Genomic DNA, 15711 nt, shown 5'->3' on the forward strand with positions numbered 1-15711 from the left:
TGACGGTACCTGCGGACCCCGACACGCCGACACCTGTGGACAAGTCGTCCTGGCTGTGGAGAACTTCCGCAAATTCAATGGAAATCGGACCTTCGATTTCCATTGAATTTGCGGAGGGATGGGACGGCGGAGCCCCGGGTCAGCGGAGTTTGGCGAGTTCGGCGGCGTCTTCTTCGCCGAACTGGTCCTCCAGCTTCTCCGGGGAGGCGTCGACGTCGATCTGGGCCAGGGGCATGCCGCGGGCGCTGGAGATCGCGCCGAGCCGACGGGTCGCCCGGTCCGTGGCGTAGGCGGTGAGCTCGTCCTTGTCCAGGTTGAAGGGCAGTTCCTCCGGCATGTCGTCCGGACGCCACTGGATCTGCTCGACCACGTGCGGCAGCAGCCGGGACATCTGGTCCTCGACCACCGCCCAGTTGTTCTCGTCGGCGGCGACGTGGCGGCGGCAGGTGAAGGTGCCCCACGCCATGTGCCTGCGCTCGTCGTCGCCGATGTGCTTGATGACCTGCTGCATGCCGGGCAGGATGCCGCGGCTGACGCAGATCTTGTGCCAGGAGTAGTAGCCGGTCAGCGCGAGGGTGCCTTCGACGACGTGGTTGTAGGTGACCGACGCGCGGACCTGGTTCTCCGGGCTGGGGTCGGCGTGCAGCGCGTGCAGCGATTCGGGCAGCGCCTTGTAGAAGATCTCCCGGTAGCCGGGGTTCTCCTCGACGACCCAGTGCAGGTCCTCGGTGAGCCCGATGGCGTCCATCCACAGCCGGAAGACCTGGGTGTGCTTGGCCTCCTCGAAGACGAACTGGGTCAGGTACATCTCGTCGCCGAAGCGGCCTTCGGCGGACATCGCGGCCATGAACGGCTGGAGGTCTTCGGTGACGGCTTCCTCGCCGGCGATGAACTGCGCGCACAGGCCGGCCACGCTGCGCTGTTCGTCTTCGGTGAGCCGCTGCCAGTCCTCGGCGTCCTGGCTGAAGTCGATGTCGGTGGGGTTCCAGAACTTGGCGTTGCCCTTGCTGAACAGGCGCAGCGGCAGGGAGTCCCAGTTCAGGCCACGGAGGGAGTGGAAGCCTTCGCGGTGGGCGGGGTGCGTGGTCGTGCTCGTCATTGAACGACTCCAGCTCGCCGAATGTGAGAAGGATTACGAATAGAGTTTCGGTACTGGATAGTTCCGCGTCAAGTGCGCAGCCGTCGCTCCGTAGGGTGGTTCGCGTGGCAGCACAGCGCACCGGCCCGACCGTCGGCTTCGACCTGGACATGACCCTGATCGACCCGCGGCCCGGCATGGTCCGCGCGATCGAGGAGCTCAACCGCGAGTTCGGCCTGACCCTCGACGGCGACCACTTCGCCGCGAACCTCGGCCCGCCGCTCCTCGACTCGATGCGCGCCTACGGCTTCGACGACGACATGGCCCAGCAGCTGGTCCAGCACTTCCGCTCGGTGTACCCGACCGCGGTGATCGAGGAGACGACGGCGCTGCCGGGAGCGACCGAAGCGCTCGCGGCGGTCCGCGAGCTGGGCGGCCGGACGCTGGTGATCACCGGCAAGTACCAGCCGAACGCGGCGCTGCACCTCAAGGCGTTCGGCTGGGAGGTGGACCTGCTGGTCGGGGACGTCTTCGCCGCCGCCAAGGGCGAGGTGCTGCGCGAGGAGGGTGCGACCAGCTACGTCGGCGACCACCTCGGCGACATCGTCGGCGCGCGGACCGCAGGCGCGACCGCCGTCTCGGTGGCCACCGGGCCCTACAGCGCCGATCAGCTCGCCGAAGGCGGGGCGGACGTCGTGCTGCGCGACCTCACCGAGTTCCCGGCGTGGCTCGAACAGCAGGTCTGATCAGCGCTTGCGGTTGCGCAGGACGGTCGCGATCACGCCGACGATGAACCCGGCCGGGCACAGCAGGGTCGCCAGGTTCAGCCACACGGGAAGGTTCCCGTAGCCGAGGGCGAACAGCGCGAAGATCGCGATGATGGCCAGCAGACCCAGGGCGAACATGGTGATCGAGACCGGGAGGATTGCGGACCTGCGGGCGGAAGCTGCTGCCATGCCCAGCAGCGTATCGGGTGTCCTCGGTCAACTCCGCTGCGCAAGGCGGGGTCTTCCCATGCCGGTACGCGGTACGCTTGAATGACGCGTCCCGGCACGCGCAACTGCGAAGCGTGGTCGGGGCGCGTTCGTCGTGCCGGGGCCGTTCGGTTCCGCGCGGCGGAGGCGATGTGATGGACGACGGAGGCCCTGGAAACCGGGCCAGTGCATTCGACAGGGAACGGTGAGGACAGTGCCGACCGGCAGGGTCAAGTGGTTCGACGCGGACAAGGGCTTCGGCTTCCTGACCCAGGATGGTGGGGAAGACGTCTACGTGCGCGCCTCCGCGCTGCCGTCCGGCGTGGAAGCGCTCAAGACCGGCCAGCGCGTCGACTTCGACATGGCGCAGGGCCGCCGCGGTCCGCAGGCGCTGAAGGTGAAGCTGCTGGACCCGCTGCCCTCGGTCGCCGAGGCGCGCCGCCGTCCCGCCGACGAGCTGCACGGCATGGTCGAGGACATGATCAAGCTCCTGGAGCTGAAGGTCCAGCCCGACCTCCGGCGCGGCCGCTACCCGGACCGCAAGACCGCCAAGCGCATCGGTGAGGTCGTGCGCGCGGTCGCCCGCGAGCTGGACCCGGGCAACAACTGACGACAGCGGGGAGCCGGGCCGCACCGAGGGTGGGCCCGGCTTTTCTATGCCTTTCGGCAGGGGCGGTCGTGGTCGGTCGGCAGATCCGCGTAGGGGTCCTGGATCCATAGCGTTCCAGGCATGAAAGCCAAGATCATCGCGCTAGCGGTGGCCATCGGGCTCGCCGCGACGCCCGCCGCGCAAGCCGCGCCCCCGCCGACCATCGACGACTACCTGTCCGGCGCGCTGGAATCGACCGGGCTTCCGGGCTTCTCGGTCGTGGTGACCAAGGGCGACCAGGTCGTGCACGCTGCGGGCTACGGCCACGACTCCGCCGGTCGGCCGATGACCGCGGACACCCCGATGCGGATCGCTTCGCTCAGCAAGTCGTTCACCGCGATGGCGGTCATGACGCTCGTCGACGCCGGGCGGATCGCACTGGACCGTCCGGTCGCCGAGCAGCTGCCCGGGTTCTCGATGGCCGATCCGCGCGCGGAGCAGGTCACCGTCCGGCAGCTGCTGAACCAGACCTCCGGGTTCTCCGACACCACCATCGACATCAACGCGTTGGAGGACGCCGGCTCGCTGGCCGACTACACGGCCCGCCTGAGCACCGGTTCGCTGGCCGCCGACCCGGGGACGCACTGGGAGTACTGCAACGTCAACTACGACCTCGCGGGTCGGCTGGTCGAGGTCGTCAGCGGGCAGCCGTTCGGCGACTACCTCCGGCAGCACGTGTTCGGCCCGCTCGGGATGCGCACCAGCGCGACCCGCGAGGAGCAGGTGCGCCCGGCCGACGGGTACGTCTCGCTGTTCGGCGCGTGGATTCCCCGTGCCGAGATGCCGGGATTCCACGACGACAGCGGTGGTGGCGGGGTCATCACCACCGCGGCGGACATGGGCAAGTGGCTGGTCTCGCAGAACGGCGCAGGTCAGCAGCTCGTCAGCCCGGACAGCCTCCGGCTCATGCACAGCCCGTCGGCGGTGAGCGACTACGGCATGGGCTGGGGCGTCGAGCAGCCCGAGGACGGCCCGGAGATGCTGGTGCACTCGGGGAACCTGTTCACCTACAACGCAGTTCAGGCGATCGTGCCGGAGACCGGGTACGGCTTCGCCGTCATGACCAACGGCGCTTCCCTGCACGAGAGTAGCTACGAGATCCTCACCGGACTGGTCGCGCTGAGCGAAGGGCGGACTCCTGCGGATCCGGGTGGCGGCAGGCAGCAGACCGAGTTGCTGCTGGGAGCGATCCTGCTGGTGGCAGTCGGTTTCGGCGCGCTCGGCGCAGTGCGTTCCCGCCGGTGGGCGGCCAAGCGTGCCGGGACGCCCGCGTGGCGGATCGGTCTGCGCATGGTGCCCGCGCTGGTCCCGATCGCGGTCTTCGCCGCCTATCCGGACCTGATCTCGTTCATCAGCAACGGCCGCACGGTCACCTGGGCCCAGCTGACGTACTTCCCGCTGCCGCTGACCGTCACGTTGCTGGTCGCCGCGCTGGCCGGGGCGAGCACGGTGGCGTTCCGGTTGGCGAGGCTGCGCTCCGCCCGAGCCGCGCACCTGGGGCGGCGATGAGCCCTAGGGTCGGCTGGGTGAGGAATGCCGCGGTGCTGGTGGTCGTCGTCGGAGCGTGCGTGGCCAATTCGTTCGACCTCGACGTGGTCCCGCTGTGGCGGCAGGTGCTGTTCGTGGTGCTGGCCGTGGCGGGCTACCTGCACGGCCGGCACCTGCCGGTGCGGCACGGCTGGGTCGTGTTCGCGCTGGGTGCCGCTCCGGGTGTGGTCGACCTGGTCATCTACCCCGAACGCGCGATCGGCTCGGTGGGGCTGCTGGTGGTGTTCGTGGTGCTGCCGTGGCTGGCCGGCCGGTTCCGGCGCCAGCAGGCGGAGCTGGTCGAGTCCGGGAAGAACCGCGTGGCGCAGATGGAGCGGGAACAGGAGTTCATCGCCGAGCGCGCCCGGCTGCGCGAGCGCGCCCGCATCGCGGCGGACATGCACGACTCGCTCGGCAACGACCTGGCGCTGATCGCCCTGCGCGCCGGATCGTTGGAGCTCGCCGCGGACATGAGCGAGGCGAACCGGCAGGCGGCAGCGGAGCTGCGCGCCACGGCGGTGCAGGCCACTGACCGCTTGCGGCAGACGATCGGGGTGCTGCGGGAGAAGACCTCGCAAACCCTGGAGCCGGTGGACGAACCGGTGGAGGCACTGGTCGACCGGGCGCGCGGAGCCGGGATGGACGTGGTGCTGCTGCGGAGCGGCGAACCGTTCGACGTGCCCTCCACAGTGGATCGCGCGGCGCATCGCGTGGTGCAGGAGGCGTTGACGAACGCCGCCCGGTACGCGCCCGGTGCGCACGTCGAGGTCCGCGTCGAGCGCACCGCGGGGGAGCTCGTGGTCGTGGTGCACAACACCGCCGTCGACGCAGAGCCGGTGCTCACCGGGAGCGGAAGCGGGTTGCTGGCGCTGGCCGAACGCGTCGGGCTGTTGGGCGGGACGTTCAGCGCGGAGCCGGGGGAGGGCTTCACCGTGACCGCGCGGCTGCCCTGCCCGGCAGAATCAGCGGATCCGCTGACCGAGGAGAGCTGATGATCCGCGTGCTGCTGGCCGACGACGAGGCGATGATCCGCGCCGGTGTCCGCTCGATCCTGGCCACCGATCCCGACATCGACGTCGTCGCCGAAGCCGCGGACGGACGGCAAGCCGTCGAGCTGGCCGCCCGGCACGAGCCGGACGTCATGCTGCTGGACATCCGGATGCCCGTGCTCGACGGGCTGGCCGCCGCCGCCGAGCTGGCGCGAGCGCAGCCCGAGGTGGCGGTCGTCGTGCTCACGACCTTCGACGAGGACGAGTTCGTGGCGCGGGCGCTCGGCGGCGGTGCTCGTGGCTTCCTGCTCAAGGCCGCCGACCCGCGAGAGCTGATCATCGGCGTGCGCGCGGTCGCCGACGGTGCGGCGTACCTGTCGCCGCGGATCGCGCACCGGGTGATCGCCGAGGTGCACGACGGCACCCTGACCAAGCGGAACGCTGCCCGGGAGCGGGTGGCGGCGCTGACCCCGCGCGAGCGCGAGGTGCTGGGACTGGTCGGCGCCGGGCTGTCGAACCAGGCCATCGCGCAGCGGCTGTTCCTGGCCGAGGGCACGGTCAAGGCGCACGTCAGGACGATCCTGCAGCGCTTGGACGCGAACAACCGCGTCCAAGCCGCGATCACCGCTTACGAAGCAGGTCTCGTCGAGGGCTGAGGCCCGTCACTGCTGTTCGACGTTGAGGACCCAGCTGCCGCCGATGCCGAAGTCGACACCGCCGTCGGCGCCCGGGGTCAGCACCGCCGAGAACTGCTGGACCTCGACGTGCTCCAGGTGGACGCCGTCCGGCGGAAGCTCCAGCGTGTAGGCGTGGCGCTCGTTGGGGGTGAAGACGGGGCTGCGCCCGTCCAGCTCCTGGCCGTTGGCCCCGCGGTACAGGAACACGACCTGCCACGGCGTCTCGGAGACCTTGCCGGGCACCGAGATCTGCAGCGGGGAGCCGTCGGGAACCCGCAGCTTGCCGACCGCGTCCGGCGACCCCGTGCACTTCTCCCCGTTCGGGTTGCAGTACTGGGCGGGCGCGACCTCCACGGACCTCCCGTGGGAGTAGAAGGTGACCTGCGGTTCGCTCGGCGCAGCACAACCAGCAGCGAGCACAACGCCCGCACCAGCCAGCAGAGTCTTCAGTCCACGATGCACAGTTCGAGCCTACGACCTGGCGGTTGCTCGTTCAGTGGCTGGTTCCGCCTTCCTCCGCAGCCGGGGGATAAGGGTGCCGCCCCGGCCCGCCGTGATGGTCTGGGCCAGCACGAGCGCGAGGATCACCGCCACGACGAGGAAGCCGATCCAGTAGACCGGTGGCAGCAGGACACCCAGGGCACCGCCGAAGACCCAGCTGAGCTGCAAGATCGTCTCCGACTTGCCGAACGCGGAGGCCCGGGACTCCTCCGGCATGTCGTGCTGGATCACCGCGTCGAGGCAGACCTTGGCCAGCGCGCTCGCCGTCGCACCGATCAGCCCGACCACCACTGCCAGCGGGAGCCCGGCCAGCGCTGCGGCGCAGACCGCGACGGCCAGCGCGCTGCCCAGGCAGGCGTTGATCACCCGGTCCGGCTTGCCGAAGTGCATCTTCGACCCCAGCGCGTTGCCGAGGAAGCTGCCGACCCCAGCCGCACCACCCACCGCGCCGAGCTCCACCAGCTGCATGACCGGCTCGTGCTGCGTGCCCTGCTTGATCACGAACGCGGCGAACAGCGTCAGGAACCCGGTCAGCACCCGGATGCCGCCGTTGCCCCACAGTGCGACCACGACGTGCCCGCTCAGCGGCACCTTCTTGGCCTGCGGCGCCCCACCGATCGACGCAGGCACCTCGCCCTCGGTGCTCTCCACCCAGCCCGGGATCCGCAGGCACAGCCACACGCCACCGGCGGCCATCGCGGCCATGAACCACAGCGCGCCTTCGGAACCGAGCAGCCAGGCGAAGCCCGAGGCGATCGCGCCGAAGATGCCGCCGGCCGCCATGCCGAACGCGGTCAGCCGGGAATTGGCCTTGGTCAGGGTGATCTGCGAGGGCAGCACGCGCGGCGTCATCGCAGCCTTGAGCACGCCGAAGGACTTGGACAGCACCATGCACCCGAGCGCAGCCGGGTACAGCAGCCAGCTGTCGAAGTTCAACGCCATGACGACGGCGAGCAGCACCCGGACCGCGAACGACGCGGCCAACGCGTACCGCCGCCCCTGCTGCAACCGGTCCAGCGCCGGACCGATGACCGGCGCGATCACCGCGAACGGCGCGACCGTGATCAGCAGGTAGAGCGCGACCTTGTCCTTGCTCTCGCCGGTGGCGGCGGAGAAGAACAGCGTGTTGGCCAGCGCGACCGCCATCGCGGCGTCCACCGCGTAGTTGCCCATCACGGCGTAGGTGAACTTCGCGAGCCCGGACCGATCGGCCCCATCGGCGTGCGCGAGCGAGAAGAACATCCGCATCGCCCGCTGCGTCAGATCCCGACTCCGCCAAGCGGCAACCCGGGTGACGGTCAGCTTCGTCGGCGGAGCGGTCCCCCGAGGCTTCTCGACCTCGGGCTCCTCCTCGCGCTCGCGCGCCGGATGGTCCTCCGGCAGCGGAGGCAGCCGTCGCGACCGGCTCCGCGGCCGCTCGTAGTCCGGATCCTCCTCCCACGGGTACCGCGTCGCGCCCCTCCCGGGGCGCTCCGCGCCGCGGCTCGCGCCCTCGAACCGGTGCTCCGCCCGCTCACCGCGCTCCGCGCGCTCGCGACCGCCGCCACGCTCCGCCCGCTTCGCGTGCTCGCTACCCCCATGCTCCGCCCGCTTCGCGTGCTCACGTCCCCCACGCTCCCGCTCCGCGGAAGCTTCAGCCCGCTCCGCGTCACCGCCGGCCCGCTCCGCGGGCGAGCCCCAGCGCGCTGCGCCTCCGCCGTCGTCGTAGGAGCCGCGCTTGCCCCGATGCCCGGCGCCCCAGCCGGCGCGCGGGGAGTCCAAGCGCTGGTCATGGCGTCGCAAACCCATGCTTTTCATCCTGCCTCACCCCGCTCCCCGCTCTGCTCGAGATCCGCCGTTTTCCGGCCCCAGAGTTAAAGAGGAGCGAACCCGCCCGACAGATACACCCACAACCCGATCCAGTGATCTTCAAGCCCCAGATCTCCGTCGATCGAGTGATCTTGATCCGCCCCGAACCACCGCGCCCAACCAGCGGGCAGCGCCCCCACCGCTCACTGCGTTCCGCCTGGCAAAGGCCCGTGAGTCTTTTGGGTCGCCATAGCAGCCCAAAGGACTCACGGAAGTTGATCAGGCGGAGCGACCTGGTCGAAACCGCTGGTCAGCTGGGGGTGAGGCGCCAGTAGCCCTGGGGGTTGTAGAAGATGTCGTCCTCCGGGTACCGGTCGCAGTCCTGCTGGCGCAGGATCCAGCGCGGTGCGTCCTCGGCCAGCCGGAACCCCTCGCCGTCGCGGATCTCCGCCGGGGCGTCGATGTGCAGGTAGCCGGTCAGGCCGTCGATCAGCTCGACCCACTCGCCCCGCCGGCTCGCGTCGCTCAGGTCGTCCACCTGGAGCTCCACGTCGGGCCTGCCCAGCAGGTGCATTCCGCAGGTGAACAGGAGGTCCTCGCTGAGGATCGGTCGCTTGACCCACGCCTGCAGCTGCGCGTCCGGGGCGTCGGCTGAGGCGGCCAGCTCCAGCCAGGTGTCCCGGCCGTGCGCGAGTCCGCTGCTCTCGCACTTGATCGCCGTCGCTCCGCAGCGCTCGAAGAGCTCCGCGACCAGCGCCAGCATCCGCTCCGCGATGTATTCCGAGTCCCCTGGTCCGCCCTGGGCCAGCACGTACGCGACGGAGTCGTGCTCGTGGACGGCGTCCCAGTCGGCGTCGGTGAAGGTCAGCTCCGCCATGCAGGCCTCGAAGGCGTCCGGCATGCGGGGGTCGTGCTCCAGGTCGGATTCGGTGCGGTCCAGGGAGAACAGCGGTCCGCCGATCGCGCGGACGGCCATCTCGACGTTGTCCAGGTCCATCCCGGAGCCGAGCACGCAGAGCACGTGAAGTGGCTGCACAGAGCCCTGTTGATCATCCATGCGCAGACGGTACCGGCGATCAGGCCGGGACGAAGCGAACTCGGAAAATCGACGGCCAGTACTTGCCGGTCAGCAGGAACTCGTCGGTGCCCGGCACGGCCGCGATGCCGTTGAGCACGTCGGTGCCCGCCCGCTCGCCCGGGCTCAGCAGACCGGAGGCGTCCACGACCGCCGTGACCTGGCCGTTCGCCGGATCGATGCGCACGATCTCCTCGGTGTGCCAGACGTTGGCCCACACGTGCCCGTCGACGCACTCCAGTTCGTTGAGGTCCGCGACCGGCGCGCCCGCCGCCCGCACCGCCACCGAGCCGGTCGGCGCGAAGGTCACCGGGTCGCGGAAGGTCAGCCGGTCGCTGCCGTCGCTCATCACCAGGCGCGAGCCGTCGGCGCACAGGCCCCAGCCCTCGCCGGAGTACTCCACTCGGCGCAACTCGGCCAGGGTTTCCCGGTCCCGCTCCAGCGCGACCTCTTCCTGCCACGTGAGCTGCCAGATACGGTCACCTGTAACGGTGATGCCCTCACCGAAGAGGTCGGCCGGGAGCCGGACTTCGCGGCGCACCTCGCCGGTGGCGAGGTCGGTGGCGCGGACCAGCGACCCGCCCTTCAGGCCGGTGCCTTCGTAGAGGGTGCCACCGGAGATTTCCAGGCCCTGAGTGAACGAGGAGCGGTCGTGCGGGAGCACGCGGATCACCTCAGCTCGAAGGTGTGGCAGGCTTCCCGCGTGCCCAACGCCCTGATCGGTCTGCTCGCCGTCGTGCTGGCCATCGTGCTGCGCTGGTACTACCGGCGCACAGGCAGCCAGCCCGAGGCCGAGCATCGTGCCGAAGAGAACTCGTCGAGCCAGGAGCCGTCGCACCCCGAAAGCTTGACACGGGCGACCGCACCGGCGACCGCGTACGGCACAATCGAGCATGTGACGCCTATGCCTGCTCCGATGACCAGCCCAGGCGCGGATGCCCCGTTCGAGGACGGGGGGCAACTCGAGCCCGCGCCCTTGAACCCGGAGCTCGCTGCGGCGGAGGACGTTGCGCGAGCTGCGGCCGAGGACGAGGCCAAGCCGGGGGACGACCCCATCGGCTCGCCGGTGCTGACCCTGGACTCCGAGGTCGCCGACCCGGTGGGGGCGCACGTCGGCGTGGAAGCCGAAGGCCCGTACGCGGCCACCCACTACTTCGAGTCGAACTACCCGGGCTACGTCGGCTGGCGCTGGGCGGTGACCGTGGCCAGCCCCGGCGAGGGCGAGCCGGTCACCGTCAGCGAGGTCGTGCTGCTGCCCGGTCCGACCGCGCTGACCGCGCCCGAGTGGGTGCCGTGGAGCGAGCGGGTGCGGCCTGGAGACCTCGGTCCCGGCGACCTGCTGCCGACCCGCGCGGACGACCCGCGGTTGGCGCCCGGCTACCTGGCCAGCGACGACCCGGCGGTCGAGGACGTCGTGCGGGAAGTCGGCCTGGGCCGCAAGCGGGTGCTCAGCCGCGAAGGCCGGCTGGAGGCCGCCGACCGGTGGCAGGGCGGTGACTTCGGGCCGCGCGCCGACATCGCGCGTTCCGCGCCGGCAGCCTGCGGTACCTGCGGTTTCTTCCTGAAGCTGGCCGGTTCGATGGGCGGCGCGTTCGGCGTGTGCGCCAACGAGTTCGCGCCCGCTGACGGCCGGGTGGTCAGCGTCGAGTTCGGGTGCGGTGCGCACTCCGAGGTCGAGGTGGACACCTCGTCGACGGTGCCGGTGGCCGAGATCGTCTACGACGACGCCACCTTGGACTTCGAGCCTCGAAGCCCGGAGCGCGGGTGAACGAGCTGGACGTGTTCGGCGCGGCCGAGCTCCGGCAGGCCGTGCTGCAGTCCTGGGAGGCTTCGCCGACCCGTTTTCGCGAGGACGCCAACGCCGAGGAGGACCTCCGGCTCGGCGGCTACCGCGATCGCCTGCTGGTCGAGCTCGCCCAGAACGCCGCCGATGCCGCGGGCTCGAACGGCGTGCTGCGCGTCGAGCTCGGCGACGGCGAGCTGCGGGTTGCCAACACCGGTGCGCCGCTGACCGCTGAAGGCGTCGCAGGGCTGGCTTCGCTGCGCGCTTCGGCCAAGCGCGAGGGCGCGTCGGTCGGCCGGTTCGGCGTCGGGTTCGCCGCTGTGCTGGCGGTTTCCGACGAGCCGAGCGTGGTGTCCAGGACCGGTGGCGTCGCGTTCTCCACCGCGCGGACCAGGGATGCGGTCGCGCAGCTGCCCGGTCCGGCCGAGGAGCTGGCCAAGCGGTCCGGTGAGGTGCCGGTCTTGCGGTTGCCGTGGCCGGTCGCCGGTGAGCCGCCGGAGGGTTTCGACACCGAGGTGCGGCTGCCGCTGCGCTCGGACGTCGATGTGGACGCGATGCTGGCCGAGTTCATCGACCAGGCCCCCGACCTGCTGCTCGCGCTGCCCGCGCTGACCGAGATCCGCATCGGCGAGCAGACCTGGCGCCGCGAGGACCAGGACGCGGATCGGCTGGTGGTGCACGGTCCGATCGGCAGCGATCGGTGGCTGGTGCACCGGGCCTCGGGCACGTTGAGCGAAGCGGCGCTGGCCGGGCTCGGCGTGGAAGCCCGGCACGCCGCTGAATGGCGCGTGACCTGGGCTGTTCCGCTGGACGACGACGGCACGCCGATCCCGCTGGCCGAGGACGTGCTGCACGCGCCGACGCCGACCGAGGAGCGGTTGTCGCTCCCGGCGCGGCTGCTGGCGAGCGTTCCGGTGGAGCCGGACCGGCGGCGCGTGGCGGCGGCGGGTGCCGCGGAAGCGGTGCTGACCTTCGCCGCGGAGTGCTATCCCGAGCTGGTCTGCAAGGTCGAGCCGGAGCACCGGACGGCGTTGGTGCCGCTCGCCGGGTTCCCGCTGTCCGATGTGGACGACAAGCTTCGGCAGGGCGTGACCGACCGGCTGCGCGTCGCGGCCTGGCTGCCCGCGGCGGGCGGAAAACCGGTCGCCCCGCTGGAATCCCGCGTCCTCGAGTACGTCTCGCCGGAGCTGGTGGAGCTGCTCGCCGACGTCGTGCCCGGCCTGCTGAGCGCAGACCTCGCCGATGCGCGTCACCGCAGGTCGCTGCACGTGCTGGAGGTCCGGCGGCTGGCCGCGGCGGAGATCGTGGAGGCCGTCACCGGCTTGCACCGCGAGCCGCAGTGGTGGTTCCGGCTCTACGACGCGTTGACGCCGATCGAAGGCGCGGACCCGGCGGCGCGCGAGGAGTTCACCGCGCTGCCCGTGCCGCTGGCCGACGGTCGCACCGTCAGCGGTGTGCGCGACGTGCTGCTCAGCCACCGCGACGCCGACCCCGACCCGGCCGCCGTGCTGTCCACACTGGACATCTCCGGCCTGCGCATCGCCCATCCCGACGCCACGCACCCGCTGCTGGAGAAGCTGGGCGCGCACCCGGCCGGACCAGCGGAACTGCTCGACGCGCCGCCGTTGGAAGAGGCCGTGCGCAGCAGCGTTTCCGACGCGCGCTCCGGTGTCGACGTGCGCCCGCTGGCCGAGGCGGTGCTGCAGCTCGTCGCCAACACCCAGCCGCGCGAGTGGATCGGCGCGCTGGCGCTGCCCGACGCGTACGGGGACTTCCGCCGCGCGGACGAGCTGCTGCTGCCGGACGCGGCGCTGCTGGAGGTGCTGGACAGCGAGTTCGTCGGCGAGGACGCGCCGCTGGCCGTGCTCGACGAGGACTTCGCCGCCGAGTGGTCGACGGAGCTGCTGCGCTCGATCGGCGTGCTGGACGACTTCGCGGTCCAGGTCGAAGAGGATCCGCTGGAGCCCGACGAGGACTTCCAGGACGTCCACCTGTGGTGGGCCGAGCAGGAGGCGGCGCAGCCGGAGAGCTGGCCGCCGCCGAGGTTCGTCGGCATCCGCGACCTGGACCTGGTCGCCGACGACGCGTGGCCCGCCGCGCTGCGCCTGCTGGTCCGCAACCCGGAAACCCTGCGTGCGCTGCGAGAACCGCGCAACTACTCGTCCTGGTGGATCGAGCGCTACGCGGTGCTCGGTGGCGCTGCGCCGCGGACCTGGCGACTCCCGGAAGCCGAAGACCTGTCCGGCCTGTACGACCCGGTGCCCGATGTCGGCTTGGACGCGGAGCACCTGCGCCTCGCGGGCGTGCGCGACGAGCTCGTCGTCGAGGACGCTGACGACGCCGCGGACCTGCTGGAGCGCCTAGGCGACCCGGAGCGCACTGTGCGCGCTGGGACTGCGCTGCGCGCGCACCAGGCGTTGGCGGACGCGGTGGCGTGCCGGACGATCGACCCGTCCGACCTGGACCCGCCGGAGACGGTGCGTTCGGTGTCCGGCGCGGTGGTCAGCACCGGCCGAGCGGTAGTGCTCGACGAACCGTGGATGCTGGGCGTCCTGGAGGCCCCGCTGGTGATCGCCGGCGGCAGCCCGGACTGCTTCGACGCCGAAGCCCTCGCGGAGCTCCTGGACCTCCCGCTGGCCTCGGACGAGAACACCATGCAGGTGGTCGGCGAAGGCCGGACCCAGCGCTGGCCCGACGTCGCCCGAGTCCCGGCGGCCTGCGAAATCCTCGGAATCCCGCTGCCGCCAGGCGAGATCACCCTCCACGACGGCCTCCGGGTCCGCTCGTCGGCGGGAGAGCACCGGGTCCACTGGTGGGTGGAGCCGACAGGCCGAACCCACGCGGAGCGAACCCCGGACGGTCTGGCCCGAGCCCTCGCCTGGGCCTCGGGAAACTGGCGCGAACGCTTCGCCCTGGCAGCCCTCCTAGCGGACCCGGAAGCGGCAACCCTGCTGCGCTGATCAGCCCAGCTGATCAGCCTTCAGGGCGCGTAAGAAGCTGCTCCAGGTCTGAGGCTGGAACACGAGCGTCCCGCCATCACGGTCCTTGGTGTCCCGAACCCCGATGACCTCAACACCGGCGCCGACCTCGACGCAGTTGGTTTCGACGCCGCTGTAGCTGGACTTCCGCCAGTCAGTTAGCTGATTCATCGCACGCCTCCAACGTCTTGGCCCGAGACGAGATGAGCTCGATAGAGGCAGTCGGGCTCAGAGCTGCCTCTGCAACACTAGTTGCGGCTTTGCTGAACAGGAAGGTGTCCTCCGGGTCATCGAGGAAGATTGCCGAACGACGGTGCTCCAGATGGACGATCGGACGTTGGCGGTGGAACTCGAGGATCATGTTGCTTCCGTTGAGGCCGCAGTGTTCTCCGGCGCTGAACGGAACCACCTGGATCGTCACGTGAGGTCGTTCGCTGACGCGGACCAGATGCCGAAGCTGCTCGGCCATCACCGCTTCGCCACCGACCGGGCGCTGCACGACCGCTTCGTCGATCAAGGCGTGCAGCTTGACAGGGTTCTTACGTGTCAGCACGCTTTGCCTTCCGAGGCGCAGCGAAACTCTCGATTCGAGGGCTTTCTCTGAGACGCCACCGGTCGAGATGACAGCGCGAGCGTAGTCGGCTGTTTGCAGGAGACCGGGGACGAAGCCTAGGGCTACGTCGGTGATCTTGGTGGCTGTGCGCTCAAACTCAAGCAGTGAGACAAGCTGGGAAGGAAGCTCGGTGTAGCCGACTTCCCACCAGTGGGTCTTGTGCGCGTCGCTGGCGAGTTCGAGCAGCCGCTTGCGCTCATTCCCTTTAATGCCAAGGGTTCCGAGGATGATCGCGAGCTCGGTACCGGTGAGGATCTTGTCGCCGGCCTCGATGCGGCCGAACGTCGCACGCGACCAACCGCATTGATCCGCCAGCTCTTCGAGCTTCAGCCCGGCGTCCTTTCGCAATTTGCGTACTTCTGCGCCAAGTCCACGTGAACGTGCAGTTGTCATATGCCCACGCTATTTCAGGGTCTGAGACAGCGCTATTACACAAAGCGGTGAACAAGATTGCGTGAAAGTTTTTTGGACTGTCTCATCGACGTCAGAACCCCGAAAGGAGTCGGGATGTCGAGCTACTTGACCTACGTCTGGCGTCCGGTCACCGGAGGCCGACACGCTTTCCCAATAGCAGCAACGAAATCCCCGCAGGATCAGAAGGTCGAGGCGTACTGCGGAGCAGAAGCCGAAGCAACCGAGCTGCATGGCCGGTCTGAAGTGGACTGGATACGTGAAAAATCCTGCATGACCTGCTGGCGAATCCTCGCCGACCGTCCCTGAGCGCTCGCCGTCCCAGTGAGTTCCAAATTTAGGGAAATTTAGAAAGGAAACAATTCCTCGTGTTCTGGATCCAGATCAGCACTTTCATCCTGTTCAACGTCCTGATCCTCGCCCTGCTGATCACCCAAGTCCCGATCCCGACCCTGACCGTCGCCACAGGCCAACACGCAGGAACAGGAGAAGGCGAGTACACGGTCTGGCACCTCATAGCCGCCATCGAAGCCGAAAACCACGCCATATCCCCAGAACCGCCCCAACCAAAGTTCCCGGACGTCGACCCCGACGACCACCCAACCGGTCGCCACCACCTGCGCCTGTAAAGGTCGTGAGTGCGTAACAGTGTTCGAACACTGTTACGC

At 69.9% G+C, this 15711-nt stretch carries 17 protein-coding genes; 9 read left to right on the plus strand and 8 right to left on the minus strand.

The genetic code is table 11. From position 1 onward, the window contains the following. Positions 1 to 139 precede the first annotated feature (139 nt). Entirely contained in the window at positions 140 to 1099 is a 960-nt protein-coding gene (locus OU415_RS35630) for a R2-like ligand-binding oxidase (protein ID WP_270954067.1), read from the minus strand. A gap of 104 nt (positions 1100 to 1203) precedes the next feature. Between OU415_RS35630 and OU415_RS35635 the strand changes: the two genes are divergently transcribed. Beyond that, a complete protein-coding gene (locus OU415_RS35635; protein WP_270954069.1) occupies positions 1204 to 1824 on the plus strand; it encodes an HAD family hydrolase in 621 nt (206 codons plus the stop codon). Here the strand turns inward: OU415_RS35635 and OU415_RS35640 are convergent, their stop codons facing one another. Beyond that, entirely contained in the window at positions 1825 to 2034 is a 210-nt protein-coding gene (locus tag OU415_RS35640) for a hypothetical protein (protein ID WP_270954070.1), read from the minus strand. Between the two features lie 232 nt (positions 2035 to 2266). On the opposite strand from OU415_RS35640, the gene OU415_RS35645 reads away from it, so the two are divergent. The 4 genes from OU415_RS35645 to OU415_RS35660 all read left to right on the plus strand — a co-directional run bounded on the left by OU415_RS35645 (position 2267) and on the right by OU415_RS35660 (position 5873). Continuing rightward, entirely contained in the window at positions 2267 to 2662 is a 396-nt protein-coding gene (locus tag OU415_RS35645; RefSeq protein WP_270954071.1) for a cold-shock protein, read from the plus strand. Between the two features lie 120 nt (positions 2663 to 2782). Next, the gene (locus tag OU415_RS35650; protein WP_270954073.1) at positions 2783 to 4210 is read left to right on the plus strand and encodes a serine hydrolase domain-containing protein; all 1428 of its coding nucleotides are present in this window, start codon (positions 2783 to 2785) and stop codon (positions 4208 to 4210) included. Between the two features lie 17 nt (positions 4211 to 4227). Beyond that, the gene (locus tag OU415_RS35655) at positions 4228 to 5220 is read left to right on the plus strand and encodes a sensor histidine kinase (protein ID WP_270954075.1); all 993 of its coding nucleotides are present in this window, start codon (positions 4228 to 4230) and stop codon (positions 5218 to 5220) included. Continuing rightward, the gene (locus OU415_RS35660; protein WP_270954076.1) at positions 5220 to 5873 is read left to right on the plus strand and encodes a response regulator; all 654 of its coding nucleotides are present in this window, start codon (positions 5220 to 5222) and stop codon (positions 5871 to 5873) included. Before OU415_RS35655 ends, OU415_RS35660 begins: the two co-directional genes overlap by 1 nt. Before the next feature lie 6 nt (positions 5874 to 5879). Here the strand turns inward: OU415_RS35660 and OU415_RS35665 are convergent, their stop codons facing one another. The 4 genes from OU415_RS35665 to OU415_RS35680 form a co-directional block, all read right to left on the minus strand. Further along, the gene (locus OU415_RS35665) at positions 5880 to 6356 is read right to left on the minus strand and encodes a DUF2771 family protein (protein WP_270954077.1); all 477 of its coding nucleotides are present in this window, start codon (positions 6354 to 6356) and stop codon (positions 5880 to 5882) included. Between the two features lie 9 nt (positions 6357 to 6365). Further along, the gene (locus OU415_RS35670; protein ID WP_270954079.1) at positions 6366 to 8183 is read right to left on the minus strand and encodes an MFS transporter; all 1818 of its coding nucleotides are present in this window, start codon (positions 8181 to 8183) and stop codon (positions 6366 to 6368) included. Between the two features lie 310 nt (positions 8184 to 8493). Further along, positions 8494 to 9240, minus strand: a complete 747-nt coding sequence (locus OU415_RS35675; RefSeq protein WP_270954081.1) for a hypothetical protein — start codon at positions 9238 to 9240, stop codon at positions 8494 to 8496. Positions 9241 to 9259: 19 nt separating this feature from the next. Next, positions 9260 to 10057: a glutaminyl-peptide cyclotransferase gene (locus OU415_RS35680; RefSeq protein ID WP_270954084.1), complete on the minus strand. Its 798-nt coding sequence runs from the start codon at positions 10055 to 10057 to the stop codon at positions 9260 to 9262. On the opposite strand from OU415_RS35680, the gene OU415_RS35685 reads away from it, so the two are divergent. After that, on the plus strand, positions 10007 to 11026 hold the full coding sequence (locus OU415_RS35685; protein WP_270954096.1) for a DUF3027 domain-containing protein: 1020 nt from the start codon (positions 10007 to 10009) through the stop codon (positions 11024 to 11026). The two genes, OU415_RS35680 and OU415_RS35685, sit on opposite strands and share 51 nt — an antisense overlap. Next, positions 11023 to 14001 (plus strand): sacsin N-terminal ATP-binding-like domain-containing protein, encoded by a 2979-nt coding sequence (locus tag OU415_RS35690; RefSeq protein WP_270954086.1) that lies wholly within the window; start codon positions 11023 to 11025, stop codon positions 13999 to 14001. Before OU415_RS35685 ends, OU415_RS35690 begins: the two co-directional genes overlap by 4 nt. On the opposite strand, the gene OU415_RS35695 is transcribed toward OU415_RS35690, so the two are convergent. Both OU415_RS35695 and OU415_RS35700 read right to left on the minus strand, forming a co-directional pair. Further along, the gene (locus OU415_RS35695) at positions 14002 to 14190 is read right to left on the minus strand and encodes a DUF397 domain-containing protein (protein ID WP_270954088.1); all 189 of its coding nucleotides are present in this window, start codon (positions 14188 to 14190) and stop codon (positions 14002 to 14004) included. Next, complete coding sequence (locus OU415_RS35700) at positions 14174 to 15025, minus strand: helix-turn-helix domain-containing protein (protein ID WP_270954090.1); 852 nt, start codon at positions 15023 to 15025, stop codon at positions 14174 to 14176. Before OU415_RS35700 ends, OU415_RS35695 begins: the two co-directional genes overlap by 17 nt. Before the next feature lie 114 nt (positions 15026 to 15139). Between OU415_RS35700 and OU415_RS35705 the strand changes: the two genes are divergently transcribed. Continuing rightward, positions 15140 to 15352: a hypothetical protein gene (locus tag OU415_RS35705; protein ID WP_270954092.1), complete on the plus strand. Its 213-nt coding sequence runs from the start codon at positions 15140 to 15142 to the stop codon at positions 15350 to 15352. 59 nt (positions 15353 to 15411) lie between these two features. After that, on the plus strand, positions 15412 to 15672 hold the full coding sequence (locus OU415_RS35710; protein WP_270954094.1) for a hypothetical protein: 261 nt from the start codon (positions 15412 to 15414) through the stop codon (positions 15670 to 15672). Positions 15673 to 15711 lie beyond the last annotated feature (39 nt).

Source organism: Saccharopolyspora oryzae, assembly GCF_027853915.1.
Taxonomy (GTDB): Bacteria; Actinomycetota; Actinomycetes; order Mycobacteriales; family Pseudonocardiaceae; genus Saccharopolyspora; species Saccharopolyspora oryzae.